At 73.0% G+C, this 16,099-nt stretch carries 13 protein-coding genes; 3 read left to right on the top strand and 10 right to left on the bottom strand.

Annotated elements, in window-relative coordinates; all coding sequences use genetic code 11:
* Positions 1-129: 129 nt before the first annotated feature.
* The 8 genes from HPY23_RS28290 to HPY23_RS28260 all read right to left on the bottom strand — a co-directional run bounded on the left by HPY23_RS28290 (position 130) and on the right by HPY23_RS28260 (position 9,479).
* Entirely contained in the window at positions 130-1,266 is a 1,137-nt protein-coding gene (locus HPY23_RS28290; protein WP_244537623.1) for a M48 family metallopeptidase, read from the bottom strand.
* A 3-nt stretch (positions 1,267-1,269) separates the two neighbouring features.
* Positions 1,270-2,535 carry a YjgN family protein gene (locus HPY23_RS28285; protein WP_091888358.1) on the bottom strand — a complete coding sequence of 422 codons (1,266 nt, stop codon included), beginning with the start codon at positions 2,533-2,535 and terminating at the stop codon, positions 1,270-1,272.
* Between the two features lie 199 nt (positions 2,536-2,734).
* Entirely contained in the window at positions 2,735-3,136 is a 402-nt protein-coding gene (locus tag HPY23_RS28280) for a carboxymuconolactone decarboxylase family protein (RefSeq protein WP_091888360.1), read from the bottom strand.
* Entirely contained in the window at positions 3,075-3,500 is a 426-nt protein-coding gene (locus HPY23_RS28275) for a MerR family transcriptional regulator (protein WP_091888363.1), read from the bottom strand. The genes HPY23_RS28280 and HPY23_RS28275 overlap by 62 nt, the downstream gene beginning before the upstream one ends.
* Positions 3,501-3,586: 86 nt before the next feature.
* Entirely contained in the window at positions 3,587-6,667 is a 3,081-nt protein-coding gene (locus HPY23_RS28270; RefSeq protein ID WP_091888365.1) for an efflux RND transporter permease subunit, read from the bottom strand.
* Positions 6,668-6,743: 76 nt separating this feature from the next.
* The gene (locus HPY23_RS33325; protein ID WP_091888366.1) at positions 6,744-7,829 is read right to left on the bottom strand and encodes an efflux RND transporter periplasmic adaptor subunit; all 1,086 of its coding nucleotides are present in this window, start codon (positions 7,827-7,829) and stop codon (positions 6,744-6,746) included.
* Positions 7,826-9,001, bottom strand: a complete 1,176-nt coding sequence (locus tag HPY23_RS33320) for an efflux RND transporter periplasmic adaptor subunit (RefSeq protein ID WP_091888368.1) — start codon at positions 8,999-9,001, stop codon at positions 7,826-7,828. The genes HPY23_RS33325 and HPY23_RS33320 overlap by 4 nt, the downstream gene beginning before the upstream one ends.
* Before the next feature lie 205 nt (positions 9,002-9,206).
* Entirely contained in the window at positions 9,207-9,479 is a 273-nt protein-coding gene (locus HPY23_RS28260) for a hypothetical protein (RefSeq protein WP_091888370.1), read from the bottom strand.
* A gap of 68 nt (positions 9,480-9,547) precedes the next feature.
* Between HPY23_RS28260 and HPY23_RS28255 the strand changes: the two genes are divergently transcribed.
* The 3 genes from HPY23_RS28255 (at position 9,548) to HPY23_RS33310 (ending at position 12,134) form a co-directional block, all read left to right on the top strand.
* Positions 9,548-10,258, top strand: coding sequence for a TetR/AcrR family transcriptional regulator (locus HPY23_RS28255; protein ID WP_091888372.1), 711 nt, complete (start codon positions 9,548-9,550; stop codon positions 10,256-10,258).
* Between the two features lie 230 nt (positions 10,259-10,488).
* Positions 10,489-11,133, top strand: coding sequence for a DUF1007 family protein (locus HPY23_RS33315; RefSeq protein WP_060848232.1), 645 nt, complete (start codon positions 10,489-10,491; stop codon positions 11,131-11,133).
* Complete coding sequence (locus HPY23_RS33310; protein ID WP_329618743.1) at positions 11,127-12,134, top strand: nickel/cobalt transporter; 1,008 nt, start codon at positions 11,127-11,129, stop codon at positions 12,132-12,134. Before HPY23_RS33315 ends, HPY23_RS33310 begins: the two co-directional genes overlap by 7 nt.
* A 38-nt stretch (positions 12,135-12,172) precedes the next feature.
* Here HPY23_RS33310 and HPY23_RS28245 read toward each other — a convergent pair whose 3' ends face one another.
* A complete protein-coding gene (locus HPY23_RS28245; RefSeq protein ID WP_091888374.1) occupies positions 12,173-13,069 on the bottom strand; it encodes an MBL fold metallo-hydrolase in 897 nt (298 codons plus the stop codon).
* Positions 13,070-13,225: 156 nt separating this feature from the next.
* Entirely contained in the window at positions 13,226-15,940 is a 2,715-nt protein-coding gene (locus tag HPY23_RS28240) for an ATP-binding cassette domain-containing protein (protein WP_091888376.1), read from the bottom strand.
* Positions 15,941-16,099: the final 159 nt, after the last annotated feature.

Raw genomic sequence — 16,099 nt, 5'->3', positions numbered from 1 at the left:
CACCGAGCGCTTACTGGCTCGTCGCGCCGAACCGCGCTGATGTAAGCGCCCTTACGTCGATCGTGACCGATCCCCGGACAGCCGGGGGCAGGGGAGGGGGCCTTCCGTGGGGGCCCTCCATACCGTCATTCACGGCGTCGTTGCGTCGTGCGGCGCCCGCTCGGCGGGGGCACAGATTCCCGTCAGGGCGGTCCACGCGTCGGCCGGCAGGATTCGTCGCCCGGCTGCGCCGGGACCGGCGAGTGCGCGGATCGTGGTGGCGCGCTCTGCGGTAAGGGGGTGGCTGCGCAGGACGTCAAGGTTCCCGCGCGGTCCGTCATCGGCGGCGATGCGCTCGAGGATGTCGGCCAGGGCGGCGCCGTTGCCGCCGGCGCGCGTCATCAGATCGACCGCGTAGGCGTCGGCTGCCCGCTCGGCCTCGCGGCTGTAGCCCGCCGAGAGCACCGCTTCGCCGACCGCCACGATCACCGTCGAACCGGTGAGGTCGCCGAGTACGAGACTCAGCAGGAACGACGTGCCGGAGGCCCGGATCAGGGCGCGGGTCGGATCGCGTGCCCGGACATGGCCGAGCTCGTGGGCGAGCACCGCCGCGACCTCGTCGGGCGATCTCGCCCGCGCGATCAGGCCCGAGAGGAGCATCACCCGGGCGCCCGGCAGCGCGAGGGCGTTCGCCATGTCGTGGCGCCGCACGCTCACCGCGAGGTCCGCCGGCAGCGATCCGTCGGGGCGCCGCGCTGCGACGAGCCGGGCGACGAGGCGGTCGAGGGCGGCGCGCCCGGCTTCTCCGGTGCAGGCCGGCGGATGTCCCAGGACGCGCAGCACCTGCGGCTCGACTACGGCGCCGAGACGCGCCTCGACGGTATCCGGCACCAGCGGGACCAGCAGACGTGCCACGTACGGCACGCCGAAAAGCGCGACGAGCAGGACCGAGATCCCGGCGGCGACCGACCACAGCACGAGGCGCGCGGTGCCGCCCGCTCCCTCCCGCCGATGCAGGTCCGGGCAGCGCTCCGCCAGGGCGGCGGCGAGCGCCGCATCCGCGAACTCGACCCGGTCCGGCGCGTGGCCTGGGCCGACCCGCATCAGCGGCGGCGGCGCATCCGCCGCCCGGAGGTCGAGCGGGTCCCAGTTCTTCGCGACGGCGCCGCCCGTGATCCGGAACCGCTCGTCGAGCCGCAGGCGCACCGGGTGCGGGCGCGCGCTGAGGCCGTCGAAGTAGCGGCCCTCGGCCTCGACGGGGGAGGTCTGCGGCAGCGGGTGTCCCACCGCTCAGAAGCCGATCTGGAGGGCGCCGCCGACGTCGAGCGCGTCGGCGAGGCCCTCCTGCAGGCCGCTGCCGGCACCCCGGGCCGAGGCGAGGATCGCCGCGAGCTCGTCCGGGTCGACGACCGTCAGGCTCGTCGCGACCGCGGCCCAGAGCCGGGCCTGCACCAGGCGGACATAGAGCACCGCCAACAGGGGCGCACCGCCGAGATAGGCCAGGACGACGGCCCAGCGGACCACGCCGATCCCCGCCTGCTGCGCGGCCAGGGTCAGGAGGCCGACCCCGAGGCCCAGTGCGAGCAGGAGGCCGACGAGCGCTGCCGCGTAGCGAAGATAGGCCGCGTAGAAGGTTCGCGCCCGCAGGGTCGAGGCGAGACGCACGCCGCCGAGGCGCAGGGCGTTCGCGAAGGCCCGGGCCTCGCGGGCGCGGTAGTACGGAAACAGCAGGAATGCTGCTACGAGGCAGACCGGGGCGGCGACGAACAGGGCGTTCGCGAGGTGGCCGATCGTCGCGCCCGCATAGGCCGGGTTGAGGATCGTCTCGCCCGCCTTGCCGCCGGGCTTCGGCACCATCAGGTCGGCCGGCAGAGAGAAGTCGGAGGCGACCAGCAGCGCGACGCCGAGCCCGATCGGTATCCCGAGACCGACGACATACAGCAGCAGCCACGGCCCCAGCACGCCACGGCCGCGCGCCATCGAGCTCAGCCGGCTCGTACCGACCAGGGTGTGGCCGACGCGATAGCGCTCCTGGCTCGCGCGCATGAACGGGAAGGCGAGCCCGAAGCTCAGGTAGACGAGGAGCCACCAGCCCGCCGCCCGGGCCGCATAGACGAGGGCCGACCCGTCCTGGCCGAGCCGGATGCCGCGCCACAGCGTGCGCATCGCCCGGTAGCGGCGCCCGCGATAGAGCGCGTATTGCCCGAGCACGAACAGGGTCACGAAGGAGATCGCGACCGAGAGCGGGGCCAGCGCCGGGACCGCGAGCGAGATCGCGAACAGGCCGAGATAGATCGGCACCAGAAGTGCCAGAGCCACCAGGAAGCCGAGAAAAAGCTCCTTGCCGGTGCCGGTATACTCGGCCGGCGACCCGTCGACGGCGGTGCGGCTCCAGAAGTAGCGCCGCAGGTCGGTGACGTACCAGAAGCGGTAGATCCCGAAGGTCACGAGCGAGAGCAGGACGCCCTTGAGGGCGAGCCGGGTCAAGCCGCCGAGCCGCGCGTCGAAGGTCACGGGCGCACCCCGCGGCGCAGGGCTTCGGCTCGCTTCGATCATGGTTGAGGTCATCCTGCCTCCCGGCGCCACGGACACTGGCGTGTGCCGCATCTTACGCAAGGAGAGGTGAAACGCCAGGGAAGGTTGTTGTTCGTCTCGACGTATTCACGCCAGAGTCGCACGACTCGTCGCGTACCCACGGATGCGCACCCGCAGGCGGAGCCGGATCACCGGCCCCGCCACCGGAGGACCGAGCGGCTCAGCCGGCCGCCTCACGCTCGGCGAACACCGCCTTGGCGGCGAACAGGCCGTTCAGCGCCGCCGGGAATCCGGCATAGACCGCCATCTGCATGAGAATCTCGACGATCTCCTCGCGCGAGAGACCAACGTTCAGTCCCGCCGCGATGTGCACCTTGAGTTGCGGGGTCGCGTTGCCCATCGCGGTCAGCGCCGCGATGGTGGCGATCTCGCGGGCGCGCAGGTCGAGGCCGGGGCGGCTGTAGATGTCGCCGAACGGGAACTCGAACAGGTAGGTCGCGAAATCCGGGGCGATGTCGGCGAGCGAGGCGACGACCGCCTCTCCGGCATGGCCGTCGATCTCAGCGAGCGCCCGGCGTCCGCGTTCCAGCCGGCTGTCGCCGGCCCGATGGTCCTGTGTCATGCGCCTGCATCCTCTCGTCGGTGCCGGCATAGCCGGCGATCTTGGTGTCAAGGACGAGAAGGCAATCCTGCAGCTCAGCGACGTGAGCGCGGACGCGCGCGCGGTGCCGTTCCAGCATCTCGCGGCGCTCCGCCTGCGTGGCGGGGCCGTCGTTTCGCAGGGCCGCGTAGCGCACCATCTCCCGGATCGGCATCCCGGTCGTCTTGAGACGATCCAGGAAGGCGATCCAGGTCAGGATCGATGCGTCGTAGTCACGGTGGCTCGACCGGTTCCGGTCGGCGTAGGGGAGCAGCCCGATCCGCTCGTAGTAGCGGAGGGTGTGGGCGGTCAGTCCCGAACGCGCGGCCAGTTCCCCGATCCTCATGCGCACCTTCTCGCCACGACGCATCCGAGGCTAGGGGTTCGAGCGCGCTCGAAGTCAAGCGGCGGGCGGGTGGTGCGAGTCCGGCCTCACGTCCCGGCGGGAGCGTGACCGGGAGCGTGCCCTTCGCCCGTCTTCTGCGGCCGGATCCGGTACCAGCCGACATAGAGCGCCGGCAGGAAGAACAGGGTCAGGAAGGTCGCCGCGATGATGCCGCCGATCATCGCGTAGGCCATCGGCCCCCAGAAGACCTCGCGGGCGATCGGCACCATGCCGAGGCTCGCGGCGGCCGCGGTGAGCAGGATCGGGCGCATGCGGTGGCAGGTCGCCTCCACCACGGCGTCCCAGGGCGTCATGCCCTCGGCCTCGAACTCGTCGATCTGGGTCACCAGGATCACGGCGTTGCGGATGATGATGCCGATCAGCGCCAGGATGCCGAGGATCGCCACGAAGCCCATCGGGGCGCCCGACGGCAGCAGCGCCGCGACGACGCCGATCAGGCCGAGCGGGGCGACGCTCGAGACGAGGAAGAGCTTCTGCACGCTCTGGAGCTGCACCATCAGGAAGAAGGCCATCACCAGCAGCATCACCGGCACCACCGCGGCGATCGGGCCCTGGCCCTTGGCGGCCTCCTCCACGGCGCCGCCGGTCGCGAGGTCGTAGCCGTCGGGCAGCTCCGCGCGGAACTGCGCCACCGCGGGGGCGAGCGCATCGACGACCGTCGGCGGCTGGGTCGCGTCGGTGATCGAGGCGCGCACCGTGATGGTCGGCATCCGGTCCCGGCGCCAGACGATCGGCTGCTCGAGGTCGTAATGGATCTTGGCGAAGGCGAGCAGCGGCACGGTGGCGCCGCCGGCGGTCGGCACCTGCAGGCTCTGGAGCGTGTCGACGGACCGCCGCTCCGGCCCCTGCGCCCGGCCGACCACGTCGACGAGGTAGATCGCGTCGCGGACCTGGGTGATCGTGGTGCCGCCGACCACGCCGTTGAGGATGCCGGCGATGTCCTGCGAGGTCACGCCGAGCTGGCGCGCCTTGTCCTGCAGGATCTCGACCCGCAGGACCTTGCCGGGCTCGTTCCAGTCGAAGGTCGGCAGGCCGACATGCGGGTTCCGCGCCACCAGGTTGGCGAGCTTGAGCGCCTGCGCGCGCACCACCTGCAGGTCGGGGCCGCTGATCCGGTACTGGATCGGCCGGCCGACCGGGGGGCCGAGGTCGAGGGGATGGATGAACACGTCGGTGCCGACGAAGTCGCGCCGGGCGAGCGCGTTGAGCCGCGCCATGGTGCGGTCCCGGGCCTCCAGCGACACGGTCTCGATCACGATCTGGCCGAAGAAGGCGTTCGAGAGCTGCTGGTCGAGGGGCAGGTAGAAGCGGATCGCGCCCTGGCCGACGTAGGAGCTCCAGCGCTTGATCTCGGAGTCGCCCTTCAGGGCCTCCTCGAACCGGTCCATCTGCGCCTTGGTCTCACTGATGCTGGCGTTCTGCGGCAGGGTCATGTCGACCAGCACCTCGGGCCGGTCGGAGGCCGGGAAGAACTGCTGCTGGACGTGGCCCATGCCGACGACGGCGGCACCCAGCATCCCGACGCAGGCGGCCACGGTGATCCAGCGGAAGCGCATCGCCGGCAGCAGCAGGGCCCGGAACCCGTTGAGCAGGCGGCTCGGCTTCTCGTGGTGGCCTTTCATGGTCTTCGGCAGGATCTTCACGCCGATGAGAGGGGCGAACAGGACCGCCACCACCCAGGAGACGAGGAGCGAGGCCGCGATCACCACGAACAGCGAGTAGGTGTACTCGCCCGCCGCCGAGCCGTTGAAGCCGATCGGCAGGAAGCCCGCCACGGTGACGAGGGTGCCGGTGAGCATCGGGAAGGCGGTCGAGGTGTAGGCGAAGGTCGCGGCCTTGTGCAGGCTGTCGCCGGCCTCCAGCCGCGACACCATCATCTCGACGGTGATCATCGCGTCGTCGACGAGGAGGCCGAGCGCGATGATGAGGGCGCCGAGCGAGATGCGCTGCAGCGTGACCCCCATCACCTCCATGACGACGAACACGATGGCGAGCACCAGCGGGATCGAGAACGACACCACGAGGCCGGCCCGCATCCCGAGGCTCAGGAACGAGACCACGAGCACGATCACCACCGCCTCGACCAGCGCCTTGGTGAAGCCGCCGACCGCTTCCTCGACGATTCTGGGCTGGTCCGAGACGAGGTGGATGCCGACGCCGACGGGGAGCTCGGCCTCGACCTGGCGCATGCGGGACTTCAGGGCCTCGCCGAACTCGAGCAGGTTGCCGCTCTGCTGCATGGCGATGGCGAGCCCGATCGCCGGCCGGCCGTTGTAGCGGAAGAGCGCCTCGGGCGGATCGGTGTAGCCGCGCTCGATCTCGGCCACGTCCGAGAGGCGGAAGAAGCGGTCGTTGACCCGCAGGTTGATCGCCTTCAGGCTGTTCTCGTCGGTGAACTGCCCGCCGACCCGCACCGAGACCCGCTCCGGCCCGGCCTGGATCACGCCCGAGGGCGCCACCGCGTTCTGGGCCTGCAGGGTCTTGATCAGCGATTGCACGTCGACGCCGAGGCCGGCGAGCTTGCGGGTCGAGAAGCCGAGATAGATCACCTCGTTCTGGGCGCCGATGATCTGGGTCTTGCCGATGCTCGGCACCTTGATGATCCGGGTGCGCACCGTCTCGACGTAGTCGCGCAGCTGGCGCATCGAGAGCCCGTCGGCCGTGAAGGCGTAGACGTTGCCGTAGACGTCGCCGAACTCGTCGTTGAAGAACGGGCCCTGCATGCCTTGCGGGAAGGTGCCCTTGATGTCGCCGAGCCGCTTGCGGACCTGGTAGAACAGCCACGGGATCGTCTGCGGCGGGGTGGTGTCGCGCAGGTTCACGAACACCGTCGCCTGGCCCGGCGTGGTGTAGCTCTTGGTGTAGTCGACCGCGCCGATCTGCTGCAGCTCCTTCTCGATCCGGTCGGTGACCTGGTCGAGGGTGTCGCTGATCGTGGCGCCGGGCCACACCGCCTGCACCACCATGGTCTTGATCGCGAAGGCGGGGTCTTCCTCGCGGCCGAGCTTGCGATAGGACATCGCGCCGGCGACGATCGCCACCGCCATCAGGAACCAGACGAAGGAGCGGTGCGACAGCGCCCATTCGGAGAGGTTGAACGACTTCATCGGGCGCGGCCTCGCGCTGAAAGGGGTCTGGAAGGCGGGCCGGGTCGGGCCGCGCGCGAAAAAAATCAGGGAGCGGTCAGAGGCCCGAGGCGGTCAGGCGCACCGCCTGCCCGTCCTTCAGGCTGTGGACGCCCGCCACCACCACGGTCTCGCCGGCCTTGAGGCCGTCGCTCAAGGTCACCGCATCGTCGTCGTGGTGCGCGGTGTCGGAGACCGGGACCACCGCGACCTCGCGGCGGGCGACCGACTTGCCGTCCGGCGCGACCACCCAGACGCTGGTGCGGCTCTCCTCCCGCAGCAGGGCGGTGGCCGGCAGGGTGATGCGCGGCGGGGTGGCACGGGCCAAGGCCACCGTGATGGTGGTGCCCAGCCGGAACGCCTCCGGGGGCGCCGTGAGGGTCATGCGCACCCGGCGCGTGCGGGTCGCGGGGTCGGCCAGCGGCCCGATCTCGCGCACCCGGCCCTTGGCGGTGATGGTCGGGGCGGCCTGGAGCGTCACGGTGAACTCGGTGCCGGCCTTGATGCCGGCCATCAGCCCGTCCGGAATGTCGACCACCGCCTCGCGGATGTCGGGGCGGGCGAGCGTCACCACGACCTGGCCGGCGCTCACCACCTGGCCGACCTCGGCGTTCCAGGCGGTCACCACCCCGTCGACATCGGCCTTCAGGGTGGCGTAGCCGAGCTCGTCGGTCGCCTTCTGGAGGGCGGCCTTGGCCTGGGCCAGGCGCGCCGCGGCGGTGTCGCGGGTGGCGACCGCCGCGTCGAGGGCGGCCTGGGTGACGTTGCCGCCGTCGAACAGGGTGCGCTGGCGTCCCTCGACGGCGTTGGCGTTGGCGAGCTGCGCCTCGGCGTCGGTGACGTCGGCCCGGGCCCGGGTGACGGCGAATTGCAGCACGGTGGGATCGAGGGCGGCGAGGCGCGCGCCCTTGGGCACGAGATCGCCGACATAGACGTCGCGGGCGACCATCCGGCCCGGCACCCGGAACCCGGCCTGGGTCTGGTAGCGCGGCTCGACCGTGCCGGCGAAGGGCCCGAAGGTCTCGGCGGTGCGGATCTCGACCTTCGTGGTCAGCACCGGGCGCACCGGCGGCGGCGCCTCGGCCTTCTTCTCCTGGCAGGCGGCGAGGAGGACGAGGACTGCGAGGGCGGGGACGTGCTTCACTTCCCGTCCTCCCCGACCACCGCGACCGCCTGGCCGGGGCGCAGGAGCTGGATCCCGGCGGTCACCACCCGCTCGCCCGGCGCGACGCCGTCCGACAGCACGATGGCCGAGCCGGCGTAGCGGTCGATCGTGACGGTCTTCGGCGCGACGGTGCCGGTGCCCGGATCGAGCACCCAGACCGCCGGCTGGTCCTGCCAGCGAAACAGCGCGCTCCAGGGCAGGCTGATCGCCTGCCGGGCGCGGAAGCGGCCGAGGCCCGCCACCGTCGACCCGAGCGACATCTCGGGCGGTACGGCCGAGAGGCCGATCTTCACCCGCACGCCGCCCGAGGACGGATCGACCGCCGGCGAGATCTCCCGGACGGTCCCGGTGGTGCGCACCCGTGGATCGGACAGGAGGATGATGTCGACGGTCTTGCCCTCCGGCGGCTCGGCGAGCAGCGTCTCGGAGACGATGAACACCGCGTCCCGCGGCCCGTCCTGGGCGAGCGTGAACACGGTCTGGCCCGACTGGACCACCTGGCCTGCCTCGGCGTTGCGCGCCGTGATCATGCCGGCGACCCCGGTCTTCAGCTCGGTGTAGGAGAATTGCTCGCGGGCGTTGCCCAAAGCCGCCTTGGCGGATTCGACGGAGGCCTGGGTGGTGCGCAGGGTCTGCTCGGCCTGGTCGTAGGCGGTGCGGGTGGTGTAGCCGCTGCGCATCAGGGATTGCTGGCGCTCGAAGCCGACCTTGGCCTGGGTCAAGAGCGCCTCGGCCGAGGCGAGTGCGGCTTGCGCGGTGTCGACGTTGACCTGCTGCTCCTGCGGCTCGAGCCGGGCCAGCACCTGGTCGGCGGTGACGTGCTCGCCGACCTCGACCAGGCGCTCCTGGATCTTGCCGCTGACCCGGAACGCGATGTTGCTCAGGAACTTGGCCTGGATGTCGCCGGTCAGCACGACCTCGGCCGAGACCGGGGCGAGCGCCGCGGTGACCACCCGCACCTCGGCGGGCGCGCCTGCAGGTTCCGCGTCCTGCGCCGCGGCCGGCTTCGCCTCGTCCTTGGCCGTCGGAGCGGGCGCGTCGGCGCGGGCCTGGCCGGCGAGGGTTTGCCCGCCGAGGACCTGTCCCGCAAGGAGCAGGGCGGTGACCACGGCCGAGCGGTGGAGGCCCCGGAGGGTCGGGCTGGATCTCATGGTCGTCGAGCGTACCGGTTCGGCGTGGGACGGGAAGCCCCGAAGGACAGCACGGGCGGGGGGTGGATGTGAAGGAGCGGCCGCGAGGGGGCGGGTGCGGCCGCTCCTTCCAGATGCGGCGGGCCGCCCGCGAGGGGAGGCGTCGCCGCATCTGTGGGTGAGGCCCCGGCGACGGACCGGGGCGAAGGCGAAAGGACGTGCCGGCTCAGAGCCGGCCCTGCTCGACCACGCAGGTCGTGCAGGGCGCCGCCACTGGATCGATGCGGGTCCAGGCGAGCAGCCCGGCCCGGCCGGCGATGGCGACGAGCACCAGGGCGAGCGCCGGCACGGCGCCGCGCCGGGGCAGCAGCGGATGCGCGCGGGAGGACGCGGGAGCGTGCAGGTCGAGGCCGTTGGCCAGGCGGGTGAACCCGGGCCAGGTCGGCTGGGTTGGACGAGACCGGCGGATCCGGGACGGGCACATCACCGTGCGGGCCATGGCGCGCTCCTTGAAGGCGACCCCTGTCTCGTACTAATAACTGACCAGGCAGTCAATAAGGGTACGAGATGGCAGTGGCGGGACAGCGCCGGCGGCGCAAGGAGGAGCGGCCCGGCGAGATCGTGGAGGCAGCGTTCGAGGAATTCGCCCGCAGCGGCTTCATGGCGACCAAGCTCGACGACGTGGCGGCCCGCGCCGGCATCACCAAGGGCACGATCTACCTGTACTTCCCGAGCAAGGAGGACCTGTTCCTTGCCACGATGCACGAGATGAGCCGTCCCTCGCGCGAGCACCTGGCGGCCCTCACCGCCGCCCCGCAGGGCTCCGCCATGGCGATCCTGCGCACCCACTTCGCCTTCGAATATGCGCAGATGGTCGAGGACCGGCGCACCCGGGAGATCATCCGGATGCTGCTTGCGGAGGTCAGCCGCTTCCCCGACCTCGCCGATCGCTGGCGCGCCGAGGTGATCGGCCCGGAGGTGGAGGCCCTGCGCCGGGTCGTCCGCTACGGGGTCGAGCGGGGCGAGTTCCGGCCTTCCGCCGCCGAGCAATTCCCCCACCTGCTCTTCGCCCCCGTCATCATGGCCTGTACCTGGCGGCTGATGTTCGGCGACGACCACGCCCTCGACGGGCCGGCCTACCTGGACGGGCATCTCGACCTGCTGGAGCGGGGGCTGATGTGCGGTTCCCGGCCGAACCCTCCCCCCTCTGCGGGGGAGGGTGCCCCGCGGAGCGGGGCGGGAGAGGGGACGACGCTTCCGGAGAGGTCGCGACCATGATGAAGGGCACCTAATCCTGAAGTGTCGCGCTGCCCCTCTCCCGGCCCCCTCCGGGTGCCACCCTCCCCCGCAGAGAGGGGAGGGTTCGGGCGCTGTCCTTCGTATTTCGGAGCCCGTCCCCCACCGCCCCGCTCCCGCCGCAATGCGGCGGGACCAGTGCGCCACCGGGGGCGCGACGCGCTTCACCACCGCTTCACCACGACGGGCGAGCGTCGCCGAAGGACATCGTCATGCTGCGCCCGTCCCGTCTCCTCGTCGGCCTCCTGCCTGCCGCCCTCGCCGCGGCGACGCCGGCTCTCGCGCATCCGCACGTCTGGATCGCCACCCGGGCCGAGCTCGATTACGGGCCCGACGGGGTCCTGCGGGCGGTGCGCCATGCCTGGACCTTCGATCCGACCTATTCCGCCTTCGCGATCCAGGGGCTGGGCCAGTCGACGACCGGGCCGGTCAACCCGGCCGCACTCGCCGCGCTCGCCCGGGACAACGCCGAGAACCTCGCCGACAACGCCTACTTCACGGTGCTGAAGGTCAACGGCCGCAAGGTCGATCTCGGCGCCGCCGCCGAACCGGCGATGACCTTCTCGGACGGGCAGCTGACCCTGCGCTTCACCCTGCCGCTCAAGACGCCGGTCGCCGGCACGGCCTCGCTCGAGGTCTACGACCCGACCTACTTCGTCGCCTTCAGCCTCGCCGAGGGCGGCGAGGTCGCGACGCTGGTCGGCGCGCCGGCCGCCTGCCGCGTCACCGCGCACCGGCCCAAGACTACCGCGCCTGCGCCCGCCGCCACCGGCATGTCGGAGGCCTTCTTCGAGGCGATCACCGCCGCCTCGACCTACGGCGTGCAGTTTGCCAACCGGATCGTCGTCGCGTGCTGACTCGCGCCCTTCCCCTCGCTCTCCCCTCCCGCGGGCTCCAGCGCCTGCTGCTGGCTGCCCTCGCGGTCCTGGCGGCCGCCGCGCTGCTGGCCGCCTTGCTCGGGCTGCTGGCTCCCGGCTTCCGGGCGCCGCCGCGCTCGCCTTTCGGCATCGGCTTTCGCGAGGCGAGCCCGAACGGCGCCACGAGCCTCGGCGCCTGGCTGCTCGCCATGCAGGCCGGCTTCTCGCGGGCGCTCCAGGCCGCGGTTTCGGCGGTCAAGGACGGCCGGGACGGGGCCCCGACCCTCATCGGTCTCGGCTTCGCCTACGGGGTGCTGCATGCCGCCGGGCCCGGCCACGGCAAGGCGGTGATCGCCGGCTACCTGATGGCCGGCGAGCGCGCCCTGAAGCGCGGCTTCACCTTGAGCCTGCTGGCGGCCCTGCTCCAGGCGGTCGTCGCCCTGGCGCTGGTCGGCGGCGGCGCGGTGGTGCTGCGCCTCACCGCCGCCGGCCTCAACCAGGCCGGCACGGTGATCGAGACTGCGGGCTTTGCCTGCGTGGCGGTGCTCGGCGCGGCGGTGACTTGGCGCAAGGCCGGGCAACTCGCGCGCCTCCTCAACCGCGAGGCGGGGCCGGCCTGCGGGCCGGGCTGCGGCCATGCCGGTCTTGCCGACGGAACCAGGGTCGAGCGGCTGGCGGGCTGGCGCGAGCAGGCCGGCGTGGTGCTGGCCGCCGGGACCCGCCCCTGCGCCGGGGCGATCCTGGTGCTGGTCTTCGCCCTGTCGCAGGGCATCCTGTGGGCGGGTGTCGCCGCGACCCTGGCGATGGCACTCGGCACCGCGATCACCACCGGAATCCTCGCGGCGCTCGCGGTCTTCGCCAAGGCGCTCGCCCTGCGGCTCGCCGGGGGGCGCGGCCAGGGCGGGGCGATCGCGGTCGGCGTGCTCGAATTGTGGGCCGCCGCCTTCGTGCTGGTGCTGGGCGCCGGCCTTCTCTCGGGCTGGGCCGCGACGGCGTTCTGATCGGGCAACCCCGATCGCACCACCCGATCGGGGCGACTTCAGGCGACCTGGGCGACCCGCCGTCGCGGGCTCGCCTCCGCGACGGCCGCGAAGGTGATCTCCTGGCGTTCGCGGGCCACGAAGGCGCCGGGCATCTGGCCCTGCATCTGGACCTCCAGGTCGCGCAGCAGCGAATCGGTGTGCTGCGGGTAGAGGTGCACGATGGCGAGTTTGCCGACGCCGCCGGCCTGGCACAGCTCGACGCCCTTCTGCCAGGTCGAGTGTCCCCAGCCGCGGCAGGACGGGTACTCGCCCTGAGTGAACATGCCGTCATAGACCACGAGGTCGGCGCCGCGCACGAAGTCGAGGAGCGCCGGGTCGGGCCAGGGCTCAGAATGCTCGAGGTCGCTGATGTAGCAGGCCGAGCGGCCGGCATGCCGGAAGCGGTAGCCGGTGGCGCCCTGGGGGTGCTGCAGCGGGATGGTGTCGACGACCGCCCCGTCCGGGAAGGTCAGGCTCTCGCCGGCCCGGAACCCGTGATGCACGAAGCGGGCGGGGAACATGTCGAGGGTGATCGGGAAGAGCGGCGGCGAGAAGAGCCGGTCGAGGGGCTCGGCGGCGCTCTGCCCGTCGAGGTTGCCGCACCAGGTGTGGATCTCGCGGGAGGGGTCGAGGACCGCCGGCTTCATGAACGGCAGGCCGCCGACATGGTCGAGGTGGAGGTGGCTGAGCAGCAGGTCCACCCGCTGGGGCACCCGGTCGCGGTGGTGGGCACCGAACGCGTTGATGCCGGTGCCGGCATCGATCACGAACAGCCGTTCGCCGCAGCGGACCTCGACGCAGGGCGTATGCCCGCCGAATTCCACGAAATCGGGGCCCGAGGCGCAGGTCGACCCCCTGACGCCCCAGAACCGGAGCGTCAAGCCGGCTTCCATGAGAGGACCCCTCGTTGTCATGCCGGTGACCGTGATGGGGGTTGCAGGGGATGGATGTGCGACAACGCACATGGCGAATGCTCCGGCCGGACAGACCGGCAAGACACGGGTGGGAACTCTACACGAAAGATGTGCAGCACGAACGGTGAGCACAAGACGAAGGTTCCCCCGGACGGCCTAATCTGCCGTTAAGCGAGTGCGGTCCCGCACCGGCTCTGTGGATGACTCGGTCGCCGGGGACGACGCGGCGGCCCGGTCCCCGAACGGCGCGGTCCGCGCGGCATCCGGCGGCCCGCCGGCCCGCACCACGGTGGTGCGCTCGGCCCGCAGCACGACGTCGAAGGGGGCGGCCTCGTCCGGCCGGCACTCGGCCGGCAGGCAGACCACGAGGCCGCGGCCGGCCCGCGCCGCCCGCAGCCGCTCGATGCCCGCCATCACCTCGGGGGCGCCGCGGTCGTCGAGGGCGAGGCCGACCACCAGGATGTCGGGACGGCGCACAAGGCAGCGGGCGAGGTCGATCGCCGCGCGCTCGAACGGCGTGAAGCCGTCGCGGCCGCCGAGCCCGCTCTCCGCCGCCCGCGGGTCGACCTGGCTCGCCAGGCCGAAGCGGTAGACCGTGCGCTCGAGGCCGCGCTCGCGCAGCACCGCCTGCATCAGGGCGCGCACCCGTGCGCCCGCCCCGGCCTCCGCCCCGGCCACGCGGCCGAACAGCAGGTTCTCCTCCAGGCTCGCCGCCGCGGTGACCTTGCCGGGATCGTAGAACTCGACCGAGCCGGTGAGCGAGGCCGGCAGCAGGGCCGCGAAGGTGCGCCGCGCCGCGACGAGGCGCGCCTCCATCGCCTCGTCGATGAGGCCGAAGCGGTGCCGGGTCTCGCTGTAGCGCAGGCACAGGCCGATCAGCCGGGCGCGGTCGCGCTGGCCGGCGGGGCCGCGGCGCCAGCCGGAGGCCTCGGGCTGGCGCGCCACCAGGTCCTCGAAGAAGCCGCGCTCGCGGGCCGGAAACAGCGAGAAGGCGTCGAAGAGCGGGTGGTCGTCCGGCAGGTCGGAAAAAATCTCGACGGTGGCCCGGGCGATGGCGAGCCCCATCTCGGTCATCGGCCGGGTCAGGCCTTCGGCCTCCAGCACTGCCCGGGTGAAGGGGTGGCCGGCGAGCCGCGCCTCCGAGAACGCCGAGCCGACCGGGGCGCCGAACAGGATGTTCTCGCCCACCGTCGCCTGGCGGTTGTAGCGGGCGGGGTCGAACGGCTCGATCAGATGCGCGGCGTGGTCGGCGGCGAGCGCCGCCCGCAGGGCGTCCCGGGTCTCGACGATGGCCGCGGCGGTCGTGGCGTCGAGGCGGCGCGGCAGCACGCTGGCCAGCCCGCGCCCGTAGACCAGCCGGTCGAGCCCGGTGACCGACAGCGCCTCGACCAGGCGCTCCTCCAGCTCGCCGGCGTTGGGCGTGCTCGCGTCGGGGCTCGATCCGTCGGCGAAGGCGGGATCGCCGTAGAGGATGTTCTGCAGGAGCGTGCCGCTCATCAGCACCGGCTCGCCGCCCGCATAGGCGATGCGGCGCGCCCGCTCCGCCGGCTCGACCGAGCGCAGGTCGGTGCCCGCATAGGTCACCGCCCCGGCGGTCGGCTCGAGCTGGCCGGCGATCAGGGCGGCCAGCACCCGGCTGCCGCTGCCGCGGTCGCCCAGGATCGCGACGTGGCTCGGCATCGGCAGCGAGAGATCGAGGCCGATCAGGCGCTCGCCCGAGGCCGGATCGTAGGCCGCCACGGTCGAGAGCACGATCGGCCCGCCGTCCGGCAGGGGAGCGGACTGGCTGCGCAGCCGGCGCGGCGCCCGGGCGCGGGCCTCCAGCGAGGCGGCCGCGCGGGCGATCTCCCGGAAGGCCGGCAGGGCGGCGCGGCGCCGCCGGCTCTGGCGCAGGAAGGCCGCCACCGCGCTCGAGGCGATCGCGAGCGCCCCCAGCACCGCCGACAGGCCGCCGGCGCTCACCGGCGCGGCGGGGGCGGGGGCCTGCCACAGGGCGGCCGCCAGCATCACGGTCGGCACCAGCACCGCCAGGGCGAGGGCCGGGGCGCGGGCGCGGGAGAGGTCGTTCTCGGTCTCGGTGAGGGCCCGGCGCGCCCGCTCGGCGACGTGGCCGAGGCGGGCATGCTCGAAGGCGGTGGTGCCGTGGGCCCGCACCGCCGGCAGCCGCCGCACGAGGTCGGTCAGTCCGCGCTCGAGGGCGGCGCCCTCGAGCCGGCGCTGGTCGTCCCGGCGCTCGGTCCTGGCGATGAGGAGCTGGCGGGCGAGCGCCGCGGCGACGAGGCTGATGCCCGCCGCCGCCACGAGACGCGGCGCCACCGCCGCCGCGACCGCCAGCGCCAGGAGCACGCTGCCCGCGGCGAGCGCCGGGACCAGGATGCCGACGGCGAGGAGCCCGTCGGCGGCGCGGATCGCCGCCCCGACCTGGCCGGCGAGCGCCCGGGCGTCGTCCCGGGCGGCCGGCCCGGAGCGCAGGATCGCGTCCTCGGCCACCTCGCGCAGGCGGCGCACCGCCTCGGCCTGCGCCGTCACGCAGAGCCGCGCCACGCCCCAGCCGAGCCCGGCGAGCGCCAGGGCGACGAGGATCAGGGCGCCGAGCGCCCACAGGGTCAGGGCGCTCTCGGGCAGCGGCCAGCCGCGCACCAGCACCAGCCCGTGGCCGCCGAGGCGCTCGGGCAACGGCACGACGAGGTGCAGGAAGTGGATCGGCCCGCGCCCCGGCTCGGCAAGGGCCAGGAGCTCGTCGACGAGATCGCGCAGGGCGAGCAGCCCGAGCCCGACCAGGGGCGCGCCGAGCCCGAGGGCGACCGCGATGGCGGCGGCGTGCCGGCGCTTGGCGCTGCGCCAGGCGAAGACGATCGGATCGCGGTCCATCAGAGCGGGCGACGGAACCGCGGGGCGGGGGCGCCCGGACGCCGCAGGGCCGGCGCCGGTCCGGAGCGCGGGGGCAGGCCCGGAGGCCGTCTCGCGGTGGTGACCATGGGCCTCCTCGATGCTGCCGGTGGTATGGGCCGCGGGGGCCGGAGCGGTCAA

Source organism: Methylobacterium ajmalii (assembly GCF_016613415.1).
Taxonomy (GTDB): Bacteria; Pseudomonadota; Alphaproteobacteria; order Rhizobiales; family Beijerinckiaceae; genus Methylobacterium; species Methylobacterium ajmalii.
Note: the sequence above shows the minus strand (reverse complement) of the source record. Positions and strands in the feature narration are given on the sequence as shown.

Excerpts from the sequence above, each read along its gene's own strand:
- HPY23_RS28285 (WP_091888358.1), bottom strand. The coding sequence starts at position 2,535 with ATGATCGAAGCGAGCCGAAGCCCTGCGCCGCGGGGTGCGCCCGTGACC.
- HPY23_RS28280 (WP_091888360.1), bottom strand. The coding sequence starts at position 3,136 with ATGACACAGGACCATCGGGCCGGCGACAGCCGGCTGGAACGCGGACGC.
- HPY23_RS28275 (WP_091888363.1), bottom strand. The coding sequence starts at position 3,500 with ATGAGGATCGGGGAACTGGCCGCGCGTTCGGGACTGACCGCCCACACC.
- HPY23_RS28270 (WP_091888365.1), bottom strand. The coding sequence starts at position 6,667 with ATGAAGTCGTTCAACCTCTCCGAATGGGCGCTGTCGCACCGCTCCTTC.
- HPY23_RS33320 (WP_091888368.1), bottom strand. The coding sequence starts at position 9,001 with ATGAGATCCAGCCCGACCCTCCGGGGCCTCCACCGCTCGGCCGTGGTC.
- HPY23_RS28260 (WP_091888370.1), bottom strand. The coding sequence starts at position 9,479 with ATGGCCCGCACGGTGATGTGCCCGTCCCGGATCCGCCGGTCTCGTCCA.
- HPY23_RS28255 (WP_091888372.1), top strand. The coding sequence starts at position 9,548 with ATGGCAGTGGCGGGACAGCGCCGGCGGCGCAAGGAGGAGCGGCCCGGC.
- HPY23_RS33315 (WP_060848232.1), top strand. The coding sequence starts at position 10,489 with ATGCTGCGCCCGTCCCGTCTCCTCGTCGGCCTCCTGCCTGCCGCCCTC.
- HPY23_RS28245 (WP_091888374.1), bottom strand. The coding sequence starts at position 13,069 with ATGACAACGAGGGGTCCTCTCATGGAAGCCGGCTTGACGCTCCGGTTC.
- HPY23_RS28240 (WP_091888376.1), bottom strand. The coding sequence starts at position 15,940 with ATGGACCGCGATCCGATCGTCTTCGCCTGGCGCAGCGCCAAGCGCCGG.